The sequence below is a fragment of the Enterococcus sp. DIV0436a genome (assembly GCF_051711605.1).
In the GTDB taxonomy this organism is placed as follows: Bacteria; Bacillota; Bacilli; order Lactobacillales; family Enterococcaceae; genus Enterococcus_B; species Enterococcus_B faecium.
Map to the genome: position 1 here is coordinate 2278767 of NZ_JBIONA010000001.1, position 26807 is coordinate 2305573.

24 protein-coding genes, 1 tRNA gene, 1 pseudogene and 1 other annotated feature are annotated in these 26807 nt (G+C 38.2%); of the genes and pseudogenes, 8 read left to right on the forward strand and 18 right to left on the reverse strand.

The window, feature by feature from the left end; genetic code table 11:
• Positions 1-84 precede the first annotated feature (84 nt).
• Positions 85-1407: an APC family permease gene (locus IGL15_RS11265; RefSeq protein WP_002319648.1), complete on the reverse strand. Its 1323-nt coding sequence runs from the start codon at positions 1405-1407 to the stop codon at positions 85-87.
• A 174-nt stretch (positions 1408-1581) separates the two neighbouring features.
• On the opposite strand from IGL15_RS11265, the gene IGL15_RS11270 reads away from it, so the two are divergent.
• A complete protein-coding gene (locus tag IGL15_RS11270) occupies positions 1582-2169 on the forward strand; it encodes a hypothetical protein (protein WP_002325419.1) in 588 nt (195 codons plus the stop codon).
• A gap of 483 nt (positions 2170-2652) precedes the next feature.
• Here the strand turns inward: IGL15_RS11270 and metG are convergent, their stop codons facing one another.
• Positions 2653-4662: a methionine--tRNA ligase gene (gene metG, locus IGL15_RS11275; protein WP_002289325.1), complete on the reverse strand. Its 2010-nt coding sequence runs from the start codon at positions 4660-4662 to the stop codon at positions 2653-2655.
• A 267-nt stretch (positions 4663-4929) separates the two neighbouring features.
• On the opposite strand from metG, the gene IGL15_RS11280 reads away from it, so the two are divergent.
• Complete coding sequence (locus IGL15_RS11280; protein ID WP_002289337.1) at positions 4930-5208, forward strand: hypothetical protein; 279 nt, start codon at positions 4930-4932, stop codon at positions 5206-5208.
• A 96-nt stretch (positions 5209-5304) separates the two neighbouring features.
• Entirely contained in the window at positions 5305-6126 is an 822-nt protein-coding gene (locus IGL15_RS11285) for an NUDIX domain-containing protein (RefSeq protein WP_002293995.1), read from the forward strand.
• Positions 6127-6409: 283 nt separating this feature from the next.
• On the opposite strand, the gene IGL15_RS11290 is transcribed toward IGL15_RS11285, so the two are convergent.
• From IGL15_RS11290 to opp3b, 5 genes are read right to left on the reverse strand one after another with little or no spacing between them, the layout of a single operon-like run.
• Positions 6410-7420 carry an RNA-guided endonuclease TnpB family protein gene (locus tag IGL15_RS11290; protein ID WP_104765263.1) on the reverse strand — a complete coding sequence of 337 codons (1011 nt, stop codon included), beginning with the start codon at positions 7418-7420 and terminating at the stop codon, positions 6410-6412.
• Between the two features lie 11 nt (positions 7421-7431).
• Positions 7432-8385 (reverse strand): ABC transporter ATP-binding protein, encoded by a 954-nt coding sequence (locus IGL15_RS11295; RefSeq protein WP_086325024.1) that lies wholly within the window; start codon positions 8383-8385, stop codon positions 7432-7434.
• Positions 8375-9445 (reverse strand): ABC transporter ATP-binding protein, encoded by a 1071-nt coding sequence (locus IGL15_RS11300; RefSeq protein WP_002327647.1) that lies wholly within the window; start codon positions 9443-9445, stop codon positions 8375-8377. The genes IGL15_RS11295 and IGL15_RS11300 overlap by 11 nt, the downstream gene beginning before the upstream one ends.
• Positions 9446-9450: 5 nt before the next feature.
• Positions 9451-10494 (reverse strand): ABC transporter permease, encoded by a 1044-nt coding sequence (locus IGL15_RS11305; RefSeq protein ID WP_002293994.1) that lies wholly within the window; start codon positions 10492-10494, stop codon positions 9451-9453.
• Positions 10495-11436 carry an oligopeptide ABC transporter permease gene (gene opp3b / locus IGL15_RS11310; RefSeq protein ID WP_002293573.1) on the reverse strand — a complete coding sequence of 314 codons (942 nt, stop codon included), beginning with the start codon at positions 11434-11436 and terminating at the stop codon, positions 10495-10497.
• An 83-nt stretch (positions 11437-11519) separates the two neighbouring features.
• Between opp3b and IGL15_RS11315 the strand changes: the two genes are divergently transcribed.
• A complete protein-coding gene (locus tag IGL15_RS11315) occupies positions 11520-11867 on the forward strand; it encodes a DUF3899 domain-containing protein (RefSeq protein ID WP_002293992.1) in 348 nt (115 codons plus the stop codon).
• Between the two features lie 69 nt (positions 11868-11936).
• Here the strand turns inward: IGL15_RS11315 and IGL15_RS11320 are convergent, their stop codons facing one another.
• Positions 11937-13601: a peptide ABC transporter substrate-binding protein gene (locus tag IGL15_RS11320; protein ID WP_002299119.1), complete on the reverse strand. Its 1665-nt coding sequence runs from the start codon at positions 13599-13601 to the stop codon at positions 11937-11939.
• Positions 13602-13779: 178 nt separating this feature from the next.
• On the opposite strand from IGL15_RS11320, the pseudogene IGL15_RS11325 reads away from it, so the two are divergent.
• Positions 13780-13854 (forward strand): annotated as a pseudogene (locus IGL15_RS11325) (ribonuclease P); the annotation flags it as partial.
• A gap of 292 nt (positions 13855-14146) precedes the next feature.
• Here the strand turns inward: IGL15_RS11325 and IGL15_RS11330 are convergent.
• On the reverse strand, positions 14147-14695 hold the full coding sequence (locus IGL15_RS11330) for an aminoglycoside 6'-N-acetyltransferase (protein ID WP_002293989.1): 549 nt from the start codon (positions 14693-14695) through the stop codon (positions 14147-14149).
• Positions 14696-15246: 551 nt separating this feature from the next.
• Between IGL15_RS11330 and IGL15_RS11335 the strand changes: the two genes are divergently transcribed.
• On the forward strand, positions 15247-16350 hold the full coding sequence (locus IGL15_RS11335) for an iron-containing alcohol dehydrogenase family protein (protein ID WP_104765262.1): 1104 nt from the start codon (positions 15247-15249) through the stop codon (positions 16348-16350).
• Between the two features lie 7 nt (positions 16351-16357).
• On the opposite strand, the gene IGL15_RS11340 is transcribed toward IGL15_RS11335, so the two are convergent.
• The 7 genes from IGL15_RS11340 to IGL15_RS11370 form a co-directional block, all read right to left on the reverse strand.
• On the reverse strand, positions 16358-16552 hold the full coding sequence (locus IGL15_RS11340) for a hypothetical protein (RefSeq protein WP_104765261.1): 195 nt from the start codon (positions 16550-16552) through the stop codon (positions 16358-16360).
• A complete protein-coding gene (gene rlmN / locus IGL15_RS11345) occupies positions 16542-17609 on the reverse strand; it encodes a 23S rRNA (adenine(2503)-C(2))-methyltransferase RlmN (RefSeq protein ID WP_002293986.1) in 1068 nt (355 codons plus the stop codon). The genes IGL15_RS11340 and rlmN overlap by 11 nt, the downstream gene beginning before the upstream one ends.
• A gap of 229 nt (positions 17610-17838) precedes the next feature.
• Positions 17839-20286 carry a DNA translocase FtsK gene (locus IGL15_RS11350; protein WP_104765260.1) on the reverse strand — a complete coding sequence of 816 codons (2448 nt, stop codon included), beginning with the start codon at positions 20284-20286 and terminating at the stop codon, positions 17839-17841.
• A 188-nt stretch (positions 20287-20474) separates the two neighbouring features.
• Entirely contained in the window at positions 20475-21911 is a 1437-nt protein-coding gene (locus tag IGL15_RS11355; protein WP_002289243.1) for a glycoside hydrolase family 1 protein, read from the reverse strand.
• A gap of 685 nt (positions 21912-22596) precedes the next feature.
• Positions 22597-23412 (reverse strand): amino acid ABC transporter substrate-binding protein, encoded by an 816-nt coding sequence (locus IGL15_RS11360; protein ID WP_002289242.1) that lies wholly within the window; start codon positions 23410-23412, stop codon positions 22597-22599.
• A gap of 17 nt (positions 23413-23429) precedes the next feature.
• Positions 23430-24065, reverse strand: coding sequence for an amino acid ABC transporter ATP-binding protein (locus IGL15_RS11365; protein ID WP_104765285.1), 636 nt, complete (start codon positions 24063-24065; stop codon positions 23430-23432).
• An 18-nt stretch (positions 24066-24083) separates the two neighbouring features.
• Positions 24084-24725: an amino acid ABC transporter permease gene (locus IGL15_RS11370; RefSeq protein ID WP_002289240.1), complete on the reverse strand. Its 642-nt coding sequence runs from the start codon at positions 24723-24725 to the stop codon at positions 24084-24086.
• A 155-nt stretch (positions 24726-24880) separates the two neighbouring features.
• Positions 24881-25115 (reverse strand) — a binding site (T-box leader).
• A gap of 88 nt (positions 25116-25203) precedes the next feature.
• Here IGL15_RS11370 and IGL15_RS11375 point away from each other — a divergent pair.
• Positions 25204-25689: a prolyl-tRNA synthetase associated domain-containing protein gene (locus tag IGL15_RS11375; RefSeq protein WP_010728102.1), complete on the forward strand. Its 486-nt coding sequence runs from the start codon at positions 25204-25206 to the stop codon at positions 25687-25689.
• 126 nt (positions 25690-25815) lie between these two features.
• Here the strand turns inward: IGL15_RS11375 and IGL15_RS11380 are convergent, their stop codons facing one another.
• Positions 25816-26115, reverse strand: a complete 300-nt coding sequence (locus tag IGL15_RS11380) for a bacteriocin immunity protein (RefSeq protein ID WP_002291543.1) — start codon at positions 26113-26115, stop codon at positions 25816-25818.
• Between the two features lie 138 nt (positions 26116-26253).
• A tRNA-Thr gene (locus IGL15_RS11385) sits at positions 26254-26326 on the reverse strand.
• A gap of 120 nt (positions 26327-26446) precedes the next feature.
• Between IGL15_RS11385 and IGL15_RS11390 the strand changes: the two genes are divergently transcribed.
• A complete protein-coding gene (locus tag IGL15_RS11390; protein ID WP_002294094.1) occupies positions 26447-26689 on the forward strand; it encodes a hypothetical protein in 243 nt (80 codons plus the stop codon).
• Positions 26690-26807: the final 118 nt, after the last annotated feature.

Consider the following 26807-nt stretch of genomic DNA (forward strand, 5'->3'; position numbering starts at 1 on the left):
GAAGAACTTGTTTTATTGAAATAGAAAAAGCACGAAGATCTAGAGGACCTAGTTCGTACTTTTTCTGTCTGTTGTTGAAATATTTTACTCTTCTGAGCGTTTTTTCTTTTTTTGATAATAGACTGGGATACCTATCAAGGTAACACCTATACCGATCAATGCTAATTTCGTTTGCGTCATCATCGTCATACCTAAAATGAAAATAGCGCCGAGAATCGCAATAATCGGAACGATTGGATAAAGTGGTACTTTATATGGACGTGGCAATTCCGGCGCTTTTTTTCTTAAAATAAAGACACCGATAAAAATCAGTAAACTGAATAGCCACATCACAAAAATCAACATATCTGTTAAAAAGTCGAAAGAACCAAGGCTCATCATAATACAAGCTACTGCTAACTGGAAAATCGCAGGAACATAAGGAACCGTAAACTTCTTTGAAAGCTTTGTCAGCTGTTTACTGAAAGGTAGCTCGTCTTCTAAAGCCATCGCATAAGGCACACGGATCCCAGTTAGTGTATAACCGTTCAATGCACCGTATACCGAGATCAAGATCCCAATAGTGACCAGCTTTCCACCGATTCCCCCAAAAATGACGTCTGATGCTTCAGAAGCTGCATTCAAATTACCGGCAAGATGATCAATCGGCAAAGTTTTCAAAAAAACAAAATTGATCAATAGATAAACGACTGTTACAAAACTCAAACCAAGAATAATTGCTTTAGGCAAATCTTTTTCCGGCCGTTTCATTTCCCCTGCCATTGCACCGACACCTAACCAGCCGTCATAAGCAAACAACGTTGCTAACAACGCACTGCTCAATCCTTCGACAAAAGTAACATCTTTTCCAGCTTCGATTGGAAATAACTGGACAGTTCCTTGTCCTGGGGTCAATAATCCCCATATGACAATCACAGCAATTGGTATTAATTTAACAATCAACGTCACTGATTGTACAGAAGCACCGACTTTTGTCCCTAACAAATTCAACCCTGTCACAGAAACAGCGGTGATCACTGCAATCAACAAAAGATAATCGGTAGATAATTGTAATAAGTTCGTCAATTGTGTCGCAAAGATAATCGATAATGCAGCAATATTAGCAGGAAAGTAAATCAAGCTTTGCGCCCATCCTAATAAAAAGCTGGGCAATTTTCCATACGCAGCTTCAATATATTTTACAGCTCCACCAGTTTCCGGGATTGCTGTAGCTAATTCAGCCACTGTCAATCCAGCACAGATCGTTAAGAAACCACCCAAAAGCCAAGCTAGCAATGTCAAACTTGTAGACTGAGTACTAGCAGTAACAGCAGCAGTTTTGAAGAAGACGCCTGCACCGATCACGGTTCCCATAACGGTAGCTAATGCGCCAAACAGATTGATTTCTCGTTTTAGTTTGCCTTTCATTCCCATCCTCTTTCTTCTTTGAAATTTGGTATAATTTTCAGTATAACTGAGAATATTTTAATTTACCATTCTTTTTTCTCCACTTTCAGTGAAAAACTCCCTCTTAAGACGGATGTATTTCTTTTTTATTTTTCGTATACTAAACCTACCTTTTCCACGAAGGAGGAACAGTTTATGGATTTTAAGCGTTCTTATCCGAAATTAGCAGATTATTTATCCAACCGGGTCGATTTTTCCCGTAAAGAACAACAGCAGTCCCGTTGGCATTGGTTCACATTAATTTTATTTGGATTAATGACTGTTGCAACGTTATCACAAAAACTAATATTGCTAACTTTGTTCATCGCAATCGTTGCATTGATCAAAGGTCCTGTGATGATCTTGTGGGGGATGTTGTATTCCTTTTTGGTTGGGCTTTTTCCGCCTATCGGTATTTTGCTTTCAGCGATTTTCTTTTTATTGAATATCGGAACATTTACAAAGAACTGGCGGATGACCTTAGTCGGGATCTATTTTTATTTCTATCCTTTTGGAGTGATGGCACTTAGTGAAGTCATGCATTGGGATAATCATTGGTTTATAGCTGGCTCCTTGCTTTTAGGGTTGATCTTGTTACACGTGATGTTGACAAAGCTCTATCAACATTATGGTATCGGACGTACGATTTTCTGGTATGTCTTTTCGATCCCATTTGCACTGCTTACTGCTCTCTTACCAAGCCGTTTGAAGACAAAAATAAAAGGTTACCATAAAATCAAGTGATAGGATTTTTACAAAATAAAGAAAACAATCATCGAAGTCAAAGCCGATGATTGTTTTTTTATCTATATTTTCAATCACACATATAAGAACACAAACTAATTGAACATAAAGTGATAGAACTTAGAATTAACACATCAACGCTACTGTTAGATATAAATATAGATGTAATAAAGTCATTGCATTCAAACTTTATGAATGTAAGGACAATAAAAAAGAGTACCAGATGAATCAATTAAAATCTGTCCGACCCTTTATCATTATGCTTTTTTTCTGTTTTTACGATTCCTATCCTATTAGTATTATTCTAAATTAACAAAAATCAGCGAAGCTCGTACTTCTTTTTCTAGGATTTATTTTGGATAGTTCTCTGTTTCTGTATTATATGATTGGCTTCAAGTAATAAGAAGGAATTTACGAAAATTGCTTCTCAAATTTCGGAAAAAGGGGGTATGACACAACTAGTGTCATACCCCCTTTGAATTTCTATGCGATTTCTGAGCCATTTGGCATGGATTTTGGTGCTTCGATCACTTGTAAAGAGCCATCTGGTGCTTCTGCAGATAGGATCATTCCTTGACTGATTTGTCCACGCATCTTTCGTGGTTTCAGATTTGCTACAATGACGACTTTTTTCCCGATCAATTCGCTTGGATCAGGATAAAATTCAGCGATTCCTGACAAGATTTGACGGTCTTGGCTGTCTCCAGCATCTAGTCGGAATTGCAGCAACTTATCTGCCCCTTCTACTTTTTGACAGTTGATGACTTCTGCTACTTTTAGTTCTACTTTTTCAAATACATCAAATTTGATTTGTTTTTCTTTCGTTGAAACAAGTTCTGTTTCTTCTGGATCCCATTTGACTGTATCTTCGTTTGTTTGAGTACCTTCAGACATTTTTTCTTGAATAAAAGCAACTTCTTCTTCCATATCTAAACGTGGGAAGATTGGTGTACCTTTTGCAACTACTTTTGTTCCTGAAGGAAATTCGCCAAAGTGTAATCCTTCAAGATTCATTGTTTCAGAGTCCAATCCTAGTTGATTGAAGATCTTCTCTGGCGTTTCTGTCATGATTGGCTGAAGTAATATCGCTGCGATACGCAAAGATTCAGCTAAATGGATCATGACACTATTCAATTCAGCTTTCTTTTCTTCGTCTTTTGCTAATACCCATGGTTCTGTTTCATCAATGTATTTATTTGCACGAGAAATCAGCACCCAGATTTCAGCCAACGCTGTATTGAATTCCATTTTTTCCATTGCATCATGGTAACGTCCGACAACGTTAGCAGCCGTCGTAGACAGTTCACTGTCAAATGGAGTGACAAGTGAAGCATAGTCAGGAACGAGTCCATCACAATATTTGTTGATCATAGCAATCGTTCGATTCAATAAGTTCCCTAGATCATTTGCCAGATCATAATTGACACGGGAAACAAAATCTTCTGGCGTAAAGACACCATCTGACCCAAACGGAACAGCACGAAGCAAATAATAACGAAGTGCATCTAAACCATAACGTTCCACAAGCATTTCAGGATAAACGACATTTCCTTTTGATTTAGACATTTTTCCGTCTTTCATCAATAGCCAGCCATGCCCAAATACTTTTTTAGGTAGAGGCAAATCAAGAGCCATCAACATGATTGGCCAATAGATCGTATGGAAGCGAACGATTTCTTTACCGACCATCTGAACATCTGCAGGCCAGTATTTTTCGAATAGACTTTCATCTTCGGAGCCATATCCTAGTGCAGTAATATAATTGGATAATGCATCGATCCATACATACACCACATGTTTCGGATCACTCTTGACTGGTACCCCCCAAGTAAAGGTTGTTCTTGAAACTGCAAGATCTTCTAATCCTGGTTTGATAAAGTTGTTGATCATTTCGTTTTTACGAGATTCTGGCTGGATGAATTCGGGATGTTCTTCATAGTATTCCAACAGACGGTCTGCGTATTTGCTCATGCGGAAGAAGTATGATTCTTCTTTTACCAATTCTACTTCGTGTCCACTTGGCGCTTTACCACCGATCACATTACCTTCGTCATCTTTGTACACTTCTGCAAGTTGTGTTTCTGTAAAGAATTCTTCGTCAGAAACAGAGTACCAGCCTTCATATTCACCTAAGTAAATATCTCCCTGTTCTAATAAACGATCAAATATTTTTTGAACAGCTGCTTTATGGTAATCATCTGTCGTTCGAATGAATTTATCATAACTGATATCAAGCGTTTTCCATAATTTCTTGACATCAGCCGCCATTTTATCTACATATTCTTGCGGTTTTACACCTAGTTCTTCTGCTTTTGTTTCGATTTTTTGACCATGTTCATCCACTCCAGTGAGATAAAACACATCAAAGCCCATCAACCGTTTATAACGAGCAATTGCGTCACATGCAATCGTAGTATACGAGTTGCCGATATGAAGTTTGCCGCTTGGATAATAGATTGGCGTAGTGATATAAAAAGTTTCCTTTTCTGCCACGGGGCTCTTCCTCCTTTATCGCATGATGCGAATTCGTTTCCTTGCTAGTATACCATAAAAAAAGCATGCTGTTAGCTTTTTTTCAAAATGAAAAAGACTGGATAAACGACTTCTATCTACGTTCAATCTATCCTTTAAAAGGATGAATAGGTTGAATAAATGCGGGTTTTTGTTTTGTTTCATATCTACTAAAAAACGGCTTTTTATTTCTCCCCTCACACGTGGTATAATAAAGACTATCTATCTTAGTAAGGGACTGGAACAATCATGCAGAAGAAACATCTTTTTTTTACACTTAGTATTGCTTTTCTTTCATTAGCACATTTAATATTCAGCTATTTTTATATTCGTATGTATGGTTATTTTAACCTCCATGGGCATTTGAACAGTTTTATGACAGCAGCTTGGATTTTGCGTTTTATCATTGACGTATATATCGTTATTTGTGGCTTCTTTGCCATTCGTGAAGAGCGGTATAAAGTATTGCCGTTTTATCTGCTTTTCTTTTTATTCAATCTCATACTTCCATTTATTTTTCATATTTAAATGATAACCTAGATTTTTCAAGTAAATCCTTGGTTTTTTTTCAGAGTCTGCTACAATAAGGTAAAAAGTACTTTTACTGTCAATGGAGGTGGTCAGATGAACCGTTTTGCTTCTAAAGAAGAAGAAAAATTATATTATGAACATGAAGCAAGTGAAGAAGAATTTCTTAACTGGTATCAAAAACAGGAACGTCCAGAATATGACAAGCCCTCTTTGACTGTCGATATCGTACTGATGTGCTATAACAAAGAAGAAGATCAGCTGAAAGTTTTGTTGATCCAAAGAAAAGGGCATCCTTATCGAAATTCATGGGCATTGCCTGGTGGCTTTGTCCAAAAGGATGAGTCAACTGGAGAAAGCGTCTTAAGAGAAACAAAAGAAGAAACTGGTGTTGTTATTTCAAAAGAAAATATTGAGCAACTGCATACATTCAGTACGCCTAATCGAGATCCGCGAGGCTGGGTCGTCACAGTCAGCTACTTAGCCTTTATTGGAGAAGAACCGCTAATCGCCGGAGATGATGCCAAGGAAGTACGCTGGTTCACACTAGAACGTCATAGTAACAAGATCCATTTATCTAGCGGAGAAGTGGCTATCTCGCTTGATTTAGTCACTGGAGAGTCTTCTGGCAAAGATACTTTGGCTTTTGACCATAGTCAAATCATCTTGAAAGCATTCAACCGTGTAGTCAATAAAATGGAACACGAGCCGCAAGTTCTACAAGTTTTAGGTAAAGATTTCACGATTACGGAAGCTCGAAAAGTATTTGCTAAATTCTTAGGGATCGATTATAAAACGATCGATCATTCCAATTTTAAGAAAGCTATGCTCCAATATTTCGATGAGATCGGTGAACGTCCTGTAGGAATCGGCCGTCCTTCAAAAATCTATCAGCTCAAGCCGGGGCACCATGAATAAGATTGTGAGCAAAAGATTCAGACCTAATCATTCAAGAAAGAACGCAAAAACAACTCTTTGTGAGTTACGTTTTTTGTTTCAGAATTTTGATGTATTCGTAAACTTTCTGAATAAAAAATTAACAATAGCAGAAAAAGCTCGTACGAACTTTTCTGCTATTGTTTTATTGGTTTGTCATAATTAGTGAGCTTTTCTTCAAAAGAAAAATTCCTAGAAACAAAAGTCATTAAGACTTTTTATTAACAAGGCGAACCCTAACGCTCCTATCAGTTTCATTCATTTTTTATCCCTTGATAACCGAATGTCTGCCCATTTCTTCTACTACCTGGCTCTTTCTTACGGAATTGCTTTCTTCTGCTCCGTCGGTATTGATCAAAAGAAATTTTTTATTATACCATTGGGACTTATAACGCAATTTTGTTATTAATTTATGCCAGTCATGAATAGAAAAATCAGCATGTGCTTCTTCTTTTGGAAAAGATTCTACAAATAAGTAGTCATATTCTTTGACCAATTTCCCAGATAATTGTTCAAGATAATCTTCTCGCTGGTTCTTTTGTTTCAGATAAAGATCCATTACTTTTCTCTTTTGTTTCTGATAATTGCTTGCCTGATCTAACCTGATCTTTCTATGGTGAGCGGAGCGGACTTTCACATTCAATTTCCGCTGTGCATGTTGCAGCTTTTCTTCTGTTTGGTGAAATTTTGGTAAAGTTACTTCTAGAGGTCGAGATGTTTGGATCAATGTCTTCGGATGATAGGCGATCCCGATCCATTTAGCTAAAGATTCTTTTTTTACTGACGAAACATCACAAAGTAGTGCGACATAAAATTCTTCATTATATCGAGCAGAAATCGTAGCGGAGCGAATCGATCCTTCAACTGGCCGATGCTGATTTATCTTGATTAGTTCTTTTTGTTTTGGTAACTTTAAGTAGCCATTTTCCAGATAGATCGTACGGGTTTGGTTGTTGGTCGTATAAGATTGCCACATACTTTTTTTCGTTTTAAGCTTTGGGAAGCTGGCACGTCCCTTGAAATAATTGCGAAAAGCCCGATCCAAATTAAGCTGTGCATTTGCTAAAGCAAGACTGTCTACTTCTTTTAAGAATGGGTATTCTTTTTTTAATGTAGCGGGTGTGAGCGAAAAATCGGCCACTCCTGTTTGTTGCCAACTTTTCTGCCGCTTTTTCAGCAAATGGTTATAGGTAAATCGAGCACATCCAAAAGTACGAATCAATTGCTGTTTTTGTTCTTCTGTCGGATACATACGGAATTTAAAAGCTTTTAGCATCTATGTCCCTCCTAGTTAGCAACCAGAAGAGATTCCTTTTGTCGTTTTAGTTTTTTTGCGTAATATGGGACTTCCTGCTCAGTTGCATAGACAAAATGTTCTGGTGCGATTTCACGAAGATGACGTACTTGTCCGTCATCTGGTTCAGGTTGATATTTGATTCTTCTGCGTTTTCTCTCATGGTCTGGATCTGGTAGAGGAATAGCAGATAACAAACTTTCTGTATAAGGATGAACACCGTGATTATAGATTTCATCACTTGTTCCCATCTCTAATAACAAACCGTTATGCATTACACCGATTCGGTCACTAATATGTTTAACCATCGACAAATCATGTGCAATAAATAGATAGGTCAATTGATGTTCTTTTTGGAGATCTTGCAACAAATTGACCACTTGGGCTTGGATCGACACATCTAGTGCAGAAATTGGTTCATCACAAATGATAAAACGCGGTTTTACTGCCAATGCTCGTGCAATACCAATACGCTGGCGTTGCCCACCTGAAAATTCATGAGGATAACGAGTACCGTGGCTTGGATTCAATCCAACAGTTCTCAATAGATCATCGACTTTTTTTGCACGCTCTTCAGATGATTTAGCTAGTCCATTAACATCAATTCCTTCGGCAATGATATCTCTGACTTTCATACGAGGATTCAACGAAGCGTATGGATCTTGAAAGATCATCTGAACATCATGTCGGAATTTCGTCAATCCTTTTTTGTCTTTGATCTTCGTTATATCTTGACCGTCGAATAATATCTCACCATCAGTAGGTTCATTCAAGCGAATGATTGTACGGCCAGTAGTGGATTTTCCGCTTCCAGATTCTCCAACTAAACCGAATGTTTCTCCTTCATAGATGTGAAAGCTGATGTCATTTACAGCATGTACTTCATTCTTTTTTCCTACATTGAAATACTGTTTCAGTCCTTTAACTTCAAGTAGTTTATTTGGCATCAGCAATTCCTCCTTGACCGTAAGTATGTTTTTGTTTCTCTTTATAGATAGCCCAGCGACGTTGGATTTCTTCTGGCGGTGTCACTTTGGGTGCCTGCGGAGCAAGTAGCCAAGTTGCTGCCTTGTGTGTTTTTGATAGTTCAAAAAATGGTGGTTCTTGTTCTGCATCGATTTTCATCGCGAATTCATTTCTTGGATAGAATGCGTCTCCTTTTGGCGGGTTCAATAAATCCGGTGGAGAACCAGGAATAGCATACAATCGATCGTTCGCACTATCTAATGTCGGCATTGAACCAAGCAGTCCCCAAGTATAGGGATGTTGCGGGTTGTAGAAAATTTCTTCCGATGTTCCAACTTCAACGATTCTTCCTCCATACATGACAGCGACACGATCAGCGACATTCGCTACTACACCAAGATCATGAGTGATAAAGATAATTGATGTATCGATTTTTGTCTGAATTTCTTTCAGCAGCTCCAAAATCTGTGCTTGAATAGTCACATCAAGCGCTGTTGTAGGTTCATCAGCAATCAGGATTTCCGGATAACATACCAGTGCAATCGCGATCACGATCCGTTGACGCTGACCTCCTGAGAACTGATGCGGATAACTGTTGATACGTTTCTCAGCTTCGGGTATTCCAACTAATTTAAGCAATTCTAATGCAGCTTTTTGTCCCTCTTTTTTTGAAACTTTATTATGCTTTCTAAGGGACTCAGCGACTTGCTTCCCAATGGGCATCGTCGGATCTAAAGAGGTCATTGGATCTTGGAAAATCATCGCTATTTCTTTACCACGGATTTTTTGCATCTCTCTTTCTGATTTTCCAACGATATCGTTACCTTTAAAGAGGATTTGACCAGCATCTATATTGGCGTTGCTTGACAGCAAGCGCATGATGCTTCTGGTCGTCACTGATTTTCCACTTCCAGATTCCCCAACGATCGCCAATGTTTCTCCTTTATTCAAATGAAAATTGACACCGCGAATCGCTCGTACCTTTCCAGCATACGTATCAAAAGAGATTTCTAAGTCTTTCACTTCTAAAATTTTCGTCATCGTCTTCACTCTTTCATTTTAGGATCAAAGGCATCACGCAATCCATCAGCAAGTAAGTTAAAGCCAATCATGATAACCGATAAAGTTACTGCCGGAATCCATAACAGATAAGGCAGATACAGGAATGTCTTGTACCCTTCGCTCAACATCGTTCCTAATGAAGCTGACGGAGGCGTAAGACCTAAACCGATAAAGCTTAAAAAGGCTTCGAAGAAAATAGCAGATGGAATACTAAACATCATTTGAATAATAATGACACTAGAGATATTCGGCAAAATATGTTTGAATGCAATTTTCATTCTTGATTCACCTAATGTCAATCCAGCTAAAACATATTCTTGATCTTTTAATTTCATTGTTTGTGCACGAACGATACGTGCCATTGGTATCCAGTTTGTGATGGCCATAGCAGCCACGATTGAAAAAATTCCTGGTTCAAAAACGACCAACATCAAAATCATGACAACGAGGTTTGGAATTCCTGACAAGATTTCCAAAAAACGTTGCATCACGTTATCGACACGTCCGCCTAACAAACCAGAAACCAACCCGTAAGCTACACCAATCGTTACATCTAGTAATGCAGCAATAAATGCGATCAGCAACGAGATTCTCGTTCCCATAAATAAGCGGCTTAATACATCACGTCCCAAACCGTCTGTTCCTAAAAAGAAATTTACGTTTGAAGGGACGTTTGCTTGAGCATATTTATCAACAAGTTCACCACCAACCATTGCTTTTCCATTCAATCCATCGATATTGATTCCCGGAATACGAGGAGGCAAATTGATATAAGCCACGTTTTGGGCAGTTGGATCATGAGGAGAAACAAAGATTGTGATCACAGAGATCAAAATGATGACCAATAGTAAAACCATTGAAATAACGGCAGCTTTGTTTTTCTTTAAACGGCGCCATGAATCTTGGATAAAATTCAAAGAAGGTGCAGTAATCTGTTCACGTTCTTCTTCGGTATTTTTTTGTAATGGAAGAAATTCATCCGCAGGGATATCTGCGACTGTTTCATAACGCTTTGGTATCATTTCCATTTATCCTCGGCTCCCTTCTGAAACACGAATTCTTGGATCAACTAGACCGTACAATAGATCCACGATCAAAATAACAAAAATCAGCATAAATGAGTAAAGGATCGTTACAGCCATGATCGTAGGATAATCATTTGTTGTGATTGACTTAACGAATTGTTCCCCGATACCAGGAATAGCAAAGATATTTTCTACCACCAGTGATCCGGTCATCAATGCTACAGCTAACGGTCCTAATAAAGTCATCAATGGAATCAAACTATTTCGAAGACCATGTTTAAAGGCGATTTCCCAACGGCTCAATCCTTTTGCTTTTGCTAATTCCACATAATCACTATGCAGTACTTCCACCATTTCCGTACGGATAAACCGAGCAGAGTCAGCAAGCGGCGACATGGCCAACGCAATTGTTGGTAAGATTGTGTACACAAAGCCATCCCATTTTGCGATTGGCAAAACTTGTAATTTGATTGCAAAGATATATTGTAATAAAACAGCAAATACAAAGTTTGGAATGGAACGACCTAATATCGCTACGAGTGTAGAAGATGTATCTGCCCATGTATTTTGCTTCATGGCAGAGATCGTTCCTAAAATCGTTCCTAGGACTGTTCCAAAGATAATTGCCTGTAACCCTAATTGCAAGGATGGTCCGATTCTTCCAGCTAACAAATGTGCGACTGGCTGGTTTTTAAATTGGAAGGAAATTCCAAAATCTCCTTGAAGCAAATTAGAAAGATAAATCCCATATTGTACGATAACTGGTTTATCCAAACCGACTTGTTTATTTAGCATCTCGATTGTTTCAGGACTCAAACGTTCCTGATTCGTATATGGCGTGCCCGGCAGCAATTGCATCAAGAAAAAGGTGATTGTTGCAATTAACCAAAGCGTGATGATCATGAAAAAGACACGTTTTAATACATATTTGATATAACTATTCACTAATGTTTCCCCCTAGCTTTTGACTTCTGACAGATGTTTCGCTACATTATTAGATAATGAACCAAAAATAAAGGAGCAATCAAATGAAAAAAAAATCTATCCCCTACGCAGTAGCTTTTCTACTGATTCTGGTTATTTTAATAAAAAATCTTATCAACCATTCCTTTACACTCATTCAATTATCTAATGATCTATTCTTATGGTCATTGCCGTTTCTGATTATCGGCGGTTTTTTATGGGTCTTTTCTTCGGGTTTCTTCGATCATTTTCAGCGATCGGTCCATCTTGCACGAACAAGGAACCGAAAGAAAAAACCAGAATTTTCCTCGCTCTCGTCTGCCAGCTACGGTATGTACAGCTTTTGGCTGATCATTGCCGGAATACTAATTGCTCTTTCTGCTATTTTCATGCTTTTTTCTTTGTTAGGATAAGTGAATATGAGAACGAGGTTGCGACATTTGCCGCAGCCTCGTTTTTTCTCATGCTCACGGTATTAACGATTATTCTTCAACGTATGTCCATTTGTAATCCCATGAAGCGCCTGCCGCATGGTGAACGATACCTTTGATTTTTTCATTCACTAGGTGACCTTCTGCTTTTTGGTACACCGGAACGACACCCATATCATCAGAGATGATCTTGATTGCTTTTTGGAAATCATCCCAACGGGCTTGTTCATCGCCAGCGTCTGTTGATGAAGCTGCTTTAACTGCTTCGTCATATTCTGCATTGCTCCAGCGACCACGGTTGTATGAATTACCTGTGACAAACAAATCAGTAAAGCTGCTTGGGTCTGCATAGTCAGCAGCCCATCCGCCTAGTACTGCGTCAAAATCACCCGAAGTTGAGCGGTCAAGACGTACAGAGAATGGAACAGGTGTTGGTTTGACTGTTACGCCATCCAAGTTTTCTTGGATTGAGTTTTGAACATATTCGATTACTTTTTTCGATGAATCATCATCAGAAGCCATCAAATCAAATTCTAAAGAATCAACGCCCAATTCTTTTTTCGCTTTTTCCCAATATTCTTTTGCTTTATCTTTGTCATAAGAAACTAATTTTCCAGCTTCTTTTGCAAAGTCTTCGTTCGTTGTTGGACTTTTTACCATATCTGATGGGATCAATCCTGTAGAGACAACTGATCCGTCACCTAGTACTTGTTTTACTAAAGCTTCACGATCGATAGAATAAGAAATAGCTTTTCTTAGGTTCACATTGTTGAATGGTGAATTCTTTTCACGTTGATTGAATTCGATATAGCTTGTCCGCGCTTCTTTAACAGAAGTATAAGCTGGATCGTTTGCGTTTTGCTGTGCTAACTCACCAGACAAGATCACGTCATCTGCTTGGCCATCTTTGAATAAGTTCAATGCAGTAGAAGATTCTTTTACTACACTGACTTTGATTTCAGAAAGTTTTACTGTATCTTTGTCCCAGTAATGGTCATTTTTCTTATAAGTCCATTCTGTATCTGTTCCTGGTCCATCAAAATCTTCTAATGTGAATGGTCCATTATAAACAGCTTTATCACTTGCAGATGCATAGGCATCCCCATTTTCTTCCACTACGGATTGTTTTTGTGGGAAAAATGATGGGAAAGCAAGCAGATATTGGAAATATGGTGTTTGTTTCGTCAATTTGATTTCTAATTCATAGTCGCCAACTGCTTTGATCCCTAGTTCTGATTTATCTTTCTTTCCAGCTGTGATGTCTTCTGCATTTTCAACTGGCGCATACAGGTAAGCATATTCAGAAGCTGTAGCTGGGTCTACTGTTCGTTGCCAGCCATAAACGTAATCCGCTGCTGTAACAGGATCACCATTTGACCATTTTGCGTCTTCTCGTAATTTGATTTTGTAAGTTAATCCGTCTTCACTGACTTCTGCCAACTCGCTAGCTCCTGCCGGCTGTGGTTTGCTGTCTTCATCAAGACGGTAAATTCCTTCATAAACGTTATTCAATGCTGTAAAACTGATTGTATCTGTTGCAACTGATAAGTCAGCTGTAGGCATTTCTTGAGGCACGACTAAGTTAAATACGCCTCCTCCATCTGCTGAACCGCTTTTTGCTGAACTACTGTTGCTTGTGGCTGAACTGCCGCCATAACATCCAGCAAGTACAAGGCCGCATACCGCAACCAAACCAAATGTAAATTTCTTTTTCATTTTACGTACCCCTTTATTGGAATTTTCAGAATAATTAATATTTTCTGAAGTTGTTTAAGAGTTTAATGAATAATTATTAAAAAATCAACACTTTTTTTTGTCTTTTTAATAAAATAATGATTTTTTCGTGAGGTTTCAAGGAATTTTTCAGAAAAAATAGCTTTGTACAAGGTTTTCCATGGTCTTCCAAAAGCCATTAAATAATTTTCGTTATATTGTCTATTATTGCCATACAAAGATAAAAAAGAATAAATAAAAAGAAACTGTGACAAAAGTCTTGTCACAGTCCCATATCTGAATAAACGGTGTTCAAAAGCCAGTTTCTCGGTATTAAGCCAAATTTATGCAAAAATGTAGAAAGCCATTTTCACAAAATTTTTCTTACTACTCGAAACTAAGCGACTTTTTCACAACCTCTGGTACACGGTGTTCCAAAAGTAGCTTCTTCGGAAATAAGAAGGAATTTCACAAAAATTCAAGAAGTAATTTTCGTAAATTCCTTCTTATTTCTTGAAGCTGATTACTTCTGTCACAACCTCTTTTTATTATTGAGAATCTGGTCGAGGAATAATCGTTTTTGCCATCCAAATATCCGGTTTGTCCCAGCCATTTGCATTTGGTAAGACACCTACGATTTTATAACCTAATTTTTCATAGAATTCATACGGATGTTCACGAAGGTTCTGGATGGAAGCCACTTTATCAAATGTATGCTCATACAGGTCCGTTTGACTTAACGTTGTTCCATGGTCTAAATCATCCGTACCTAAATAAATCGTGATTCCTCCTCTGGAAGCTACTTCTTTTTCTAAGTAATTGACTAATCGAGTACCTATTTGGTTCTTTCGTCGGGAGCTTTCTACAACTAATGGATGCAATTCCCAACCTGTGATACCGTATTGAGGGATTGCACCAATAAATCCTACTAACTCATCTTGGTCTACCGCTGCTACCGCGATTCGTTCTGGATTCATCATTTCTTCTACTTCTTCTGCCGAGCTGTCTCCATATTCTTCCGGCCAAGTCAGTCTCAGTAAATCAGAAAGCTGATCTTTCAATACTGGATTATTACGGTCAAATTCACTGATTATCATACGTCTTCCCCCTTGTTCTTGCTTATTCTAACAGTCCTTTTGAAAAAACGAAATGTTCTCGCTCAAAAATCTTTAGCTACCAATCAGTATCTCTATTCTTTCATTATTTATCTTACTTATAAAATAAAAAAATTATACAGAAACACTTTATTCAAAATAGGAAAGATCAGGAAAGCCATCAATTGGAGGAAAAAACTCTGTTTGTTCATCATGATATAGATTATCTTTTGCTTTAAAAAAAACCAATTATGAATTGACAAATAAAACCTGTTTCATATATTAATCTTAATTTTTAGAATTTTTAGATAATTACAAAAAAGCAAAGGGAATCGGTAGAAATACTAAGAGGAACAAAAATTCATTATTGTCGTTTTCAATGTTTTTGTACTTGTTCGTTTTTAGGATACTTATTGATGATTTCAAGGTGTTCATGCCACCTTATTCATCACTTATCCTGTCTTAGGTGCACCTCTACTCCATCTACAGCCGCAGTCAGATCGATCACTCTTTAAAATTTTAACCCGTTTCAACGAAGAAAGAAGGAAATGAATATGAGTCAAAGTGTTTTCTTACCAAATTATACCATTGGAACAGATGCGTATGAAAAAGCAAATGGAATCGTCAAAGAATATGGGACAAAAGTAGTGCTGATTGGAGGGAAGACTGCACTTTCAAAGGCAGAAAACAAAATAAAAGTAGCTTTGTCACAGGAAATAGAGGTTGTCGCCAGTCTCTGGTACGGGGGTAATTCAACTTATGGAAATATTGAACAGTTGATCCAGCATGAAAGTGTCCAAAAAGCAGACGTCCTGTTTGCAGTCGGTGGTGGCCGTGCTTGCGATACTGTAAAAGTCATTGGTGAAAAACTAGCTAAACCAGTCTTCACCTTTCCCACTATTGGTTCGAACTGTTCGCCCGTCACTGCGGTATGTGTCATCTATAACGAAGAAGGCGTAATGGACGGACTCTTCTTTCCTTCAAAACCACCTGTACACACCTTCATTGATACAGCAATTATTGCCGAAGCACCTGATAAATACTTATGGGCAGGTATTGGCGATGCTTTATCCAAAGAAGTCGAATCTACTTTTTCTGCTCGTGGCGATGATCTAGGCTACACGGATAGATTAGGAATCCAAATCGGAAAAATGTGCATTGATCGTCTCTTGACTTATGGTACGCAAGCATTGAAAGATAGTGCCGACGATCGTCCCTCATATGCAATTGAACAAGTCGTTTCGGATATCATTGTTACTACCGGATTGGTTTCTGTTTTAGTTAACAATAACTATAATTCTGCTATGGCACACTCATTCTATTACGGTACGACTGTTCTAGAAAAAATGGAGGGATACCTTCACGGAGCATCTGTCAGTTATGGTGTACTGACCTTATTGATGATGGATCAGCAGTTCGATTTGTTTGATAAAATCTATGTGTTTATGAAAAAGAACCAACTTCCAGTATCGTTAACCGACATGAATCTCAATGTCACGACCGATTTAGAAGCAATCTTAGATAAAGCCATGGCAACAAATGATATTAAACATGTGCCTTATGAAATCACCCGAGAAAAATTTAAACAGGCCATTCTTGACGTAGAAACTTATCATGCTACACAAGAAAGCCAGCAAGGATATAAGAAAATCAGTTAAATAATTGCTAAAACCCCATCAAGCAGGCTGTCATCAAATTGAGGACATTTCTTTGCTTGATGAGGGTTTTTCTTGTCAAAAAAATCTTTATAGCTTTCGCTATAGAATCTTTTCTCTTATTTAAGTTGAACAGTTCCTTAATTAAGAAAACTGCTCCTTTTATGGTAATTGAAAAAACGAGTAGGCTACGATTATTTGGCAACTGTTTTTTTCATTTGCTTGCTTCGCAATTGTCCGCAAGCTGCATCAATATCTGTACCATGTTCTTTACGTATCACACAGTTTACGCCGTTTTTCTTCAATACATCATAAAATCTCAATACATCAGCTTTTGGACTGCGAGAATATTGATCATGTTCACTGACTGGATTATATGGAATCAAGTTGACATATGCTAATTTTTTCTTATCTTTTAATAGATCTGCTAATTGTTGCGCATGCTCTGGTCTATCATTTACTTGATTCAACATGATATATTCAAACGTGATTCGACGGTTTGTTTTCTCTAAATACTCATCCACAGCTTCCATCAATTTCTCAATTGGGAAACTTCGGTTGATCCGCATGATCGATGTTCGCACCTCATTATTCGGCGCGTGCAAGGAAATAGCCAGATTGACTTGCAAGCCGTTATTAGCGAATTCCTTGATTTTGTGTGCTAATCCACTAGTGGAAACTGTAATGTGCCGAGCACCAATTGCCAATCCTTTGGCATCATTGATGATATGCAAAAAGTCCATTACATTGTCGTAATTATCAAATGGCTCACCGATCCCCATTACAACGACATGTGAAACGCGTTCGCCAAGATTGCGCTCATCAAAATAATGTTGGACCATCATGATCTGCGCAACAATTTCTCCAGCAGTCAGATCACGGTTCTTTTTGAGCAGCCCGCTTGCACAAAATGTACAGCCGATATTACATCCTACTTGTGTCGTCACACAAACTGACAAGCCATATTCTTGTCTCATCAGTACAGTCTCAATCATGTTTTTATCAGGGAGTTCAAACAAATATTTTACTGTACCGTCCGAAGCTTCTTGGACGACCATCTGTTTTAGAGGATTGATGATAAAATGCTCCGATAATTTTTCGATCAATTGTTTCGATAGATTCGTCATTTCTGTGAAATTACTTACACGTTTTTGATACAACCATTCCCAAACTTGGGCAGCTCGGAATTTTTTCTCGCCGTTTTCTATAAACCAATTGATTAATTCTTCATTCGTCAAGCCATAAATGGACTGTTTTTCCAAAGTATTTTCCCTCTTTTTCTCAAAGTTTCGCTACATACTATACATGATTCATTTCCTTAATGCAATACTTCACAAATAAATCGAATAGAACTTTAATCTCACAAAAACTAAAAAGACAAGACATCATACCGTATTAGAAAAGATGGAAAAAAACCATTTTTTCTTTTGGTATCATCATGCCTTGTCTTTTTATTGGTTATTCGTTTTTCAACCCTTCATCACACAAGTTTTACATGTCATTATCGTCCGGCAACGTTTCTGATGTTTCTTCCTGCTCAATGAATACTTTCCGAGGCTTGCTTCCTTCTGACGGGCCAACAACTCCATGAGCTTCCAGTTCATCTACTAAACGTGCTGCTCGGTTGTAACCGATCCGAAATCTTCTTTGGAGAAGGGAAATACTTGCCGTTTGCATTTCAACGACAAGTGCTTTTGCTTCTTCAAACAGCTCATCTTGTGGCTGTTCTGGAGCACCTGTCGTTTCAACTTCATCTGTCGGCATCATTTTCTCTTCATAATGAGCTTCTTGCTGATCTGTAACAAATTGAACGACCCGTTCTACTTCGTGGTCAGAAATGAATGCTCCTTGCACACGGATCGGTTTATTCTCACCCATTGGCAAGAATAGCATATCTCCTCGCCCTAAGAGCTTTTCTGCCCCATTAGAATCAATGATCGTCCGAGAATCTGTACCGCTTGATACCGCAAATGCCATTCTGGAAGGTACATTTGCTTTGATGATTCCTGTGATAACATCCACACTTGGACGTTGAGTAGCTAGGATCATATGAATCCCCGCTGCCCGAGCCATTTGCGCTAAACGAATAATCGCATCTTCAACTTCATTGCTGGCTACCATCATCAAATCAGCTAATTCATCTACGATCACTACGATGAATGGTAAGGTTGGATGTTTCGTTCCGTTTTCCAAGTTTTTCTGTTGAACAAATTCATTGTAACCAGAAATATTTCTTACTCCGGTTGCCGCGAATTTTTCATATCGTTCTTCCATTTCTTGTACTACTTTTTGTAAGGCTTGCGCTGCTTTTCTAGGGTTCGTCACGACCGGCGTCAACAGATGAGGTATGCCGTTGTACATATTCAATTCAACCATTTTCGGATCGATCATCATCAGTTTTACTTCATGGGGCTTAGCACGCATTAATATACTTGTGATGATCCCATTAATTGCTACTGATTTCCCACTACCAGTCGAACCAGCCACGAGTAAGTGAGGCATCTTCGAAAGATCAGCCGTTTGTACCCGTCCAGAAACATCACGTCCTAAAGGTACTTCTAGTAATTTATCTGGGTGGTTTGGTTGTGCTTCGATGATTTCTCTAAAGGAAACCATACTGATCTTTCCATTTGGTACTTCAATACCAATCAGTGATTTACCTGGAATCGGTGCTTCCATCCGGACATCTTTCGCCGCTAAAGCAAGCGCGATATCATCTGTTAAGTTCACAATTTTACTTACTTTTACCCCTACAGCCGGCTGGACTTCGAATTTTGTGACGGATGGTCCTAAGCTGGCTTTGACGACCTTGGCATCGACACCGAAACTTTGGAAAGTTTGTTCTAATACGCCGATATTTTTTTCAATTTTTTTATACTCATCACTTTGATCCACAGTTGGTATAGAATCAAGCAAATCAACTGTCGGTAATTCATAGTCTTGGTTTTCCTGTTCTGCTTCAATCTCAAATTCTAATGAGGTACCGTCATCCTCTGGCAACTCATCTGAAAAACCTTCTGCTGTATTGGTCTGTTTTGGTGTATCTGGTACTGGTTTCTCTAGATTCGCAGGATGGATATTTTCTTGAAAACTGTCGATTGGAACAAAACTTAGCTGCTCCGGCTCTGTATTTTCTGGTTCCTGCCATTCATCAGCAGTATTTTCCCTTTGCTGGCTCACCGCTTTTTTCTTCTCATATTCTGCAGCTTCTTTTTCTGCAGCTTCTTTTGCAGCTAAGCGCCTTGCTTCTTTCACTTCTGCGCGCTGTTTCATTCTCTCTTCCTTTGCCGCTTGCTTTCGAGCTTGCTTGGCAGGATCACCTTCCAATAATTCCTGTACTCGTTCTCCAATTGATTGGATACCATTTAACAGCTGATAGCCTTCCAGATTACTGAACAGGAATGCTCCTCCTGCCAGTAATAGCACTGCTGCTAAATAACTTCCAGGCTGTGCAATCAAGAAGTAAGTAAAATGATAAAGGATTGCTCCAATCATCCCACCACCAACGTTATTGTCTACTTGACTTTGTTTTATATCACTGGCTAACAAATCCCATGTCGTCCCCATGATATTTGGTTCCCCAGTATGGAGTTTGCCAAATAAATGGGCATGTAACAATAATAAGATACCGAAATAAAAGAGTATGCCGCCAAACCAGCGTCGGTTTTTACCAATTGAAAACTCTGTATTCTTAATGACAATCCAAAATCCTAATACGGCTAATAAAAGACAGAGGATTTGGTAAGTATTTCCTGCAATGATCCGAAAGCCGTTTGCAATCAATATTCCTAAAAAACCTAATTTTAAAAAGCCGAAGACAGCAAATAAAATCAAGGCAAACCCAACACCAATCGTCAGCATTTGTTCCTGCTGCTGTTTTTGCTTTTTCGTTTTTTTCGACTTTTTCCTTTTTTTAGTAGGCCGTTTCTTTTGTGCCATTTATTATCCCTCATTTCATCAAGTTTCATTATACAAAAAAAAGTAAGGGAACTAAAGTTTTGTTTGAAAGAACTGACGCTTTCTTTCATTTTTCAGCTTATTTTACAGTTTTTCTTAATTTCTAAATGATTTTATCAAGAAAAGGCACGGCCATATCCAGCCGTACCTTCTTGTTTTAAGTATGTGAACTAAAGGTTCTCTCCATTTTCTTCAATCAGTTTTTGGTACCAGTAATAACTGTCTTTCTTATATCGTTCCAAAGATCCTTCTTGTGTTTCATCTTGATCAACATATACAAATCCATATCGCTTTTGATAACCGTTCAGCCAGCTAAGCAAATCTGTATAAGACCAGGTGCAATAGCCTAGGACTTCTGCTCCATCCGAAATTGCTTCTTTGATGGCTTTGACGTGGCTTTGTAAGTAATTGATTCGATAGTCGTCATGGATTTGTTTATCTTCTGTCAACTTGTCATACTCTCCTAAGCCATTTTCCGTAATCAGTACCGGCATGCGGTAACGGCTTGTGATACGACGCAGTCCGATCCTTAATCCTTCTGGGTCAATCTCCCAGTCCCAATTTGTTCGTTCGACAAATGGATTCTCAACTTTTTTATACATTCCAGGAACTCCAGTTTCTTCTGATGAACCTTTTTTTCCTGTCGTATTCATTTTTCCTGCACCAACTCCGTTTAATGGATTGAATGCATTCGTCGCCGTTTGATAGTAATTGATCCCAAGAAAATCTGGTTTAGCAGATTCTAGCAATTCTGCATCGCCAGCTTCAATCGTTGGTGCCCATCCTTTTTCTTCTAAGAACCTCATGGCAGCAATCGGATATTTTCCCCACATATAGACATCCATCCAATAATTGGCCATCAGGTCTTCTGCATTTTCAGCAGCCAGAACATTTTCAGGATTACTGTCAATTGGATAATTTGGCGTATACGCAAAGCTTGGTCCGATTTTTCCAGGCATTTCTAACTCGTGAAATTTATTGATGACAGATGCATTTGCTAAATTAGCAATATGGTTAACTTCATACATTCGTTTCGGGTCTGTCACACCTGGCGGATGTGCTGCTAACAAATAACCTAATGAAGTGAAGATATTTTGTTCATTCAAACTAATCCAGTAATGGACTTTCCCGCGGAATGCCTCAAATAATGTTTCTGCATAATGAGTGAAATCTTCAATGATCTGACGTGATTCCCAACCATTATATTCATCTTGCAATGCTTGTGGAAGATCCCAATGATATAAAGTCAACATAGGTTCGATATCGTTTTCAATCAATTCGTCGATCAATCTCTCATAAAAAGCGAGCCCAGCTTGATTGACTTCTCCTCGTCCATTAGGAAAAATCCGTGTCCAAGCTACAGAGAATCGGTAAGCTTTCAGACCTTGTTCTTTCATTAAAGCAATATCTTCTTTATAACGATGATAGTGGTCTACTGCCAAATCACCGTTCGTTCCTTTAAATGTCTTTCCAGGTATCCGTACAAATCGATCCCAGACTGATTCTCCTTTCCCATCTTCTTGCCAAGCTCCTTCTACTTGATACGCTGCAGAAGCAGAGCCCCACAGAAAATCTTTTGGAAATGAGGTAAGTTCTTTGTGTTCCATTCATCTCTTCCTTTCCTATAACCTTCAATCGTTCCTCTTTTAGAATAACACGAAACCCCTTCCACAACAAAATAAAATTATGTAAAGGAGGTTGTGACAGAAGTGGTCAGCTTCAAGAAACAAGAAGTAATGTACGAAAATTGCTTCTCAAAGTTTTGTAAAATTTCGGCTTATTTTTCGAAGAAGCTACTTCTGGAACACCGTGTATAAGAGGTTGTGAAAAAGCTGCCCTGCATCAAGTAATAAGAACAGCCAAATAAAAACAGCTTCTTATGTTTTTACTTGGCTGGATTTATTACCGCAGATGCAAGCTTTTGAACACCGTTTACCAAGAGGTTGTGAAATCAGCACTTTGACCTGAGTATTAGAGAAACAAACGGCAAAATAGTTCCTCATATTTTGCCGTTTTTTGAGCTAATACCGAGAGTCAGCTGATTGAACACCGTTTAAGAAAGAGGTTGTGAAAAAGTCGCTTAGTTTCGAGTAGTAAGAAAAATTTTGTGAAAATGGCTTTCTACATTTTTGCATAAATTTGGCTTAATACCGAGAAACTGGCTTTTGAACACCGTTTACCAAGAGGTTGTGAGCCTGCCATTCAGCTCCGAGTCACAAGGAGTTGGCAGGAGAACACTGTTTATTCGGAAAAAGGGACTGTGACACGTCTTTTGTCACAGTCCCCTATTTGTTAATTTCTCGGCGTAACATCTTCGCCAAACCATTTATCGGATATTTTTTGGAATTCACCTGTTTTCTCTAGTTGATCTAGGGCTTCATTGATTTTTTTCACTAATGTACTATCTGACTTTCGTGCACCAACTGCAAAATCCTCACTTTCATAAGAACCTTTTGTTATGTTGAAGTCTTCTAGTTCGTTTCTTTGTTTCAAATAATAGTCTGCGTATACTTTATCCATCAGCAGACCATCGACCCGTCTGCTTTTCAGATCGATCAATGCTTCATTAAAACTATCATACAAAACAGCATCTTGGTTTTTGACTATCTCTTTTAATACTTCTGGTTGTTTCGTAAATACATCATAACCAGATGACCCATTTTGCGCACCTAATCTCTTATTATTCATTTGTCCAAAGTTTGTGATTCCTGATTCTTTAGGTGTGATCAGCACTTGATCGTTTTCCATATAAGGTTTTGTAAATTGCACTTTCTTTTCTCTTGCCGGCGTTTTGGAATAGCCGTTCCATATCAAATCGATCGTTCCATTGTTCAGTTCAAATTCCTTCATTGACCAGTCAATGGGCTGAAAGTCTACCGTAATCCCATATTGTTCAAAGACTGCTTTGGCTAAATCAATATCAAATCCTGTGAGCTTCCCGTCTTTATCTCTAAATCCCATAGGAACAAATGTATCGTCTAAACCTATAACGATTTTTTTCTCTTCGTTGATAGTCGCCCAATTATCTGCTGAAGTTTTTTTGTTCGAACAGCCTGCAAAAAGAAGAAGACCTGCGATCAAAGCGAATAGAAAACTGGTTTTTTTCATCTCTATCTTCTCCTTTCTTAATGAATTGGGGAAACTTTTAGTAATTGATCACCGACATTTTCTGCAAATACTAAATCATGGGTGACAATAATTTGGGTTACCCCATCTTCTTTCAATGATAGGATCAAACGCTCGACTTGCTGGCGTAATTCAGGATCTAAAGCACTTGTTGGTTCATCATAAGCCAATACCCGTGGATTCATAGCCAATGCTCTGGCAATCGCTACCCGCTGTTTTTGTCCGCCAGAAAGCTGATAAGGATAGTTATTCAATAAATCACTAATCCCTAATGAAGCCGCTAATTCTTCTGCTTTTTTGGTGTATTCTTCTTTTGTCTGTTTCAATACCATTTTTGGTGCTAAGGTAATGTTTTCAAAAATATTCAGATGTAGAAATAGCTGGAAGTCTTGGAATACGACTCCTACAACTTGTTCTTTCATTTTAAGCTCGAATGGGTTGAACGGTACACCATCTAAATAAAATTCTCCGCTGTCAGAACTTTCTAAGCCAGCCAAGATACGTAAAAGCGTGGTTTTACCGCCACCGGAAGGCCCTACGATAGCTAATGTTTTCCCATCTGGAATGATTAGATTCAAATCTTTGATTATTTTTTTTTCACCAAATGCTTTGTTCACTTTCTTCAATTCAATCATATTTCTTCCTCCTATCAGTTAGCGGTAATAATTTAATTTTCCTTCAACTTGTTTCATTACGATTGTTAGAATACCAGTCAATGTAAGATAGATGATTGCCACGCCTAGCAAAGGCAGTAAAGTCGCGTCGCGTTCCATCGCGATTTTCCCAGCACGCATTACGTCACCTAAACCTAATATATAGATCAAGGAAGAATCTTTGACCAAGTTGATAACTTCATTCCCTACAGAAGGTAAAACAATCTTTGTCACTTGTGGGATGACGATTTTCGTCACCGTTTGAAAGGGACTTAATTGCAAAACTTGCGCTGCTTCATATTGACCTTGAGGAATCGATTGTATCCCTCCACGAAAGATCTCTGCAAAATAAGCTGCATAGTTTAAGATAAAGGCAATGAGTGCTGCTTCGAAACGATCAAAAACGATCCCAATCGTCGGCAACCCATAAAAAATAAAAATCAGTTGCAACAACAGCGGTGTTCCCCGCATAACCCACACATATGTTTGAAGCAAGTAGCGTAGCGGCTTAAAATGCAAAGACAATCCTAATGCTAAAACAATCCCTAATGGTAATGAGCCAATCAAGGTAAATAAAAATAATTTCAATGTTGTGAGTGCTCCTACTAATAATTGCGGCATAACTTCAATCAAATACTCCATCTTCTTTTCCTCCTTTAAAATAAAAAAATCCTCTTGGCAAATGCCAAGAGGACGTATTATACGTGGTTCCACCTCTGTTTATTTTTTCCTTGCAGAAAAAACCTCACACAGTCGTTGCCGTTCAGATGAAAACAAAAAGTCCTTTGATCCGAAGATCAAAGGACGTTAATCACGTGGTTCCACCTTTTTTTACCGGCTCCTCACGGAAAAGCCAGCCTTATCTGGTCATCTAGCAACGACCGCAGCTGTAACGGGCTCCCCGGATTTTCCTACTATACGCTTCAGAAAATCGACTCCAAGATGTGTTTCACGGTTAACTGCTGCCTCTTTCCACCAACCAGAGACTCTCTAAAAACACCTAACGGCTACTCTTCTTTTCGATGTCATTTATTTTAACTTTACGTGTAATTTACATGATTATTTTTCATTTGTCAACTCTTTTTATGATACACTAATAAAAAAAGGAGGGTGATGCGCGATGAGTCGTGCAACCGAACAAGAAGCTTATGAACTACTAAAAAAACTGGATATCTCTTTTCAAAAAGTCGATCATCCTGCGATTACGTCAGTCAAAAATGTCCCTTTTTCCCTACCTGGTCCGCAAGTAAAAAATCTATTATTGAAATCAAGAAAAGGAAAACAAATCTATCTTGTCATCTTGCCTGATGAAAAGCATGCCGATTTAAAAGAACTAGCTGAACAATTAAAAGAAAAGCGCTTATCTTTTGTTTCTGAAGAACAGCTTCCTGACCTCCTAGGCGTTCCAGCAGGTACAGTAACTCCATTAGCATTGATGCACGACAAAGAGAAACAAATCCAAGTCGTGATCGATGCTGCTATTGATCGTCAAGATACCGTAGGCTTTCATCCAAATATCAATACCACTACGTTGATCATAGATTTTTCCGACTTTGAAAAAATACTTGCTTACTTAGAACATCTGCCAGTTTATGAAAATTTGTAGCAAAAAATTCCCCAAAGTTAGATAAATCCATTTAACTTTGGGAATGAATAGAATCATTTGAACCTAGCGTTATTTGAAAAAACTACAATTAAATTAGTAGAAAACTTTTGATTGATACAAATCTTTTTATAAATGCCCAAAAGTAATCGGTGCCGAAGCCATTCCTCGACCTAATTCTTTTTCAAATTTTCCTATTGTTGATATCTCCATATAAAACGGTGAGACTGGTTTAGACAATTCTCCCTTGATTGCTAACGGACGTAAACTACGTTCCAAATTATTCATGACTTTAGGATAATACTGACCTTTTTCTAAGCCTGTTTTTGCTTCTATCAGAAGTATACGTTCCTTTTCATTGATCTCTGGATTTAAAACGAGATCATATAATTTTAGTACCATGTTTTCTATTTCTTCACTTTTAGACATCACGATTTCCTCCCAGAAATATATTTCTCCCCACTACATTCTATAAACAAAGTATACGCCATTTTTAGTGGTTTTTAAATCACACAGACATAAAGAAAAAAGACAGATACCCAACCAGGGTATCTGTCTTTTGCTTTATGCCAGCTATAGGGATCGAACCTACGACCTACGCGTTACGAGTGCGTTGCTCTACCAACTGAGCTAAGCTGGCCTTATCCAAAAGAAATTATATACTCTATTTGGCTGATTGTAAAGAGTCCGATGGAAAATTAGTTTAATTTCATGATATTTTTCATAAAACGTGGTATAATTGATGTGAAAGGCAGGTTTTATGAAAATGGCAACTTTTGGAAAATTTGATACAACTATCGTACCATCGGAAATTGGTGAAAAATTCAAGATCAATACTCACGTAATGTTCACAATTCACGGCAAGTCGCAAACTGGAACGATTTCAAAGCAATTGAAAAATTCCGCTGTTGTTGAGATTGATGAAACTGCAGAAAATGCGAACTTGATGACGCAAAGTAAGGGTGTAGTAATCGTTAACTACAAAGAACTAAAAAAGATTTGAATTTGACCATCTCTGCATTTTTGGGATGGTTTTTTTATATGCAAACGAAAGCTGTGAAAAAGCTGTTCTGCATCAAACGTTAAAAATGACCAAAAAAGGATGTGACAAAAGTTGTGTC

Excerpts from the sequence above, each read along its gene's own strand:
- IGL15_RS11365 (WP_104765285.1), bottom strand. The coding sequence starts at position 24,065 with ATGATTGAATTGAAGAAAGTGAACAAAGCATTTGGTGAAAAAAAAATA.
- IGL15_RS11335 (WP_104765262.1), top strand. The coding sequence starts at position 15,247 with ATGAGTCAAAGTGTTTTCTTACCAAATTATACCATTGGAACAGATGCG.
- IGL15_RS11350 (WP_104765260.1), bottom strand. The coding sequence starts at position 20,286 with ATGGCACAAAAGAAACGGCCTACTAAAAAAAGGAAAAAGTCGAAAAAA.
- IGL15_RS11330 (WP_002293989.1), bottom strand. The coding sequence starts at position 14,695 with ATGATAATCAGTGAATTTGACCGTAATAATCCAGTATTGAAAGATCAG.
- IGL15_RS11315 (WP_002293992.1), top strand. The coding sequence starts at position 11,520 with ATGAAAAAAAAATCTATCCCCTACGCAGTAGCTTTTCTACTGATTCTG.
- IGL15_RS11380 (WP_002291543.1), bottom strand. The coding sequence starts at position 26,115 with ATGTCTAAAAGTGAAGAAATAGAAAACATGGTACTAAAATTATATGAT.
- IGL15_RS11295 (WP_086325024.1), bottom strand. The coding sequence starts at position 8,385 with ATGCCAAATAAACTACTTGAAGTTAAAGGACTGAAACAGTATTTCAAT.
- IGL15_RS11375 (WP_010728102.1), top strand. The coding sequence starts at position 25,204 with ATGAGTCGTGCAACCGAACAAGAAGCTTATGAACTACTAAAAAAACTG.
- IGL15_RS11290 (WP_104765263.1), bottom strand. The coding sequence starts at position 7,420 with ATGCTAAAAGCTTTTAAATTCCGTATGTATCCGACAGAAGAACAAAAA.
- IGL15_RS11300 (WP_002327647.1), bottom strand. The coding sequence starts at position 9,445 with ATGACGAAAATTTTAGAAGTGAAAGACTTAGAAATCTCTTTTGATACG.
- IGL15_RS11355 (WP_002289243.1), bottom strand. The coding sequence starts at position 21,911 with ATGGAACACAAAGAACTTACCTCATTTCCAAAAGATTTTCTGTGGGGC.
- IGL15_RS11305 (WP_002293994.1), bottom strand. The coding sequence starts at position 10,494 with ATGGAAATGATACCAAAGCGTTATGAAACAGTCGCAGATATCCCTGCG.
- IGL15_RS11270 (WP_002325419.1), top strand. The coding sequence starts at position 1,582 with ATGGATTTTAAGCGTTCTTATCCGAAATTAGCAGATTATTTATCCAAC.
- IGL15_RS11265 (WP_002319648.1), bottom strand. The coding sequence starts at position 1,407 with ATGAAAGGCAAACTAAAACGAGAAATCAATCTGTTTGGCGCATTAGCT.
- IGL15_RS11285 (WP_002293995.1), top strand. The coding sequence starts at position 5,305 with ATGAACCGTTTTGCTTCTAAAGAAGAAGAAAAATTATATTATGAACAT.
- IGL15_RS11280 (WP_002289337.1), top strand. The coding sequence starts at position 4,930 with ATGCAGAAGAAACATCTTTTTTTTACACTTAGTATTGCTTTTCTTTCA.
- IGL15_RS11320 (WP_002299119.1), bottom strand. The coding sequence starts at position 13,601 with ATGAAAAAGAAATTTACATTTGGTTTGGTTGCGGTATGCGGCCTTGTA.
- IGL15_RS11390 (WP_002294094.1), top strand. The coding sequence starts at position 26,447 with ATGAAAATGGCAACTTTTGGAAAATTTGATACAACTATCGTACCATCG.
- IGL15_RS11370 (WP_002289240.1), bottom strand. The coding sequence starts at position 24,725 with ATGGAGTATTTGATTGAAGTTATGCCGCAATTATTAGTAGGAGCACTC.
- IGL15_RS11360 (WP_002289242.1), bottom strand. The coding sequence starts at position 23,412 with ATGAAAAAAACCAGTTTTCTATTCGCTTTGATCGCAGGTCTTCTTCTT.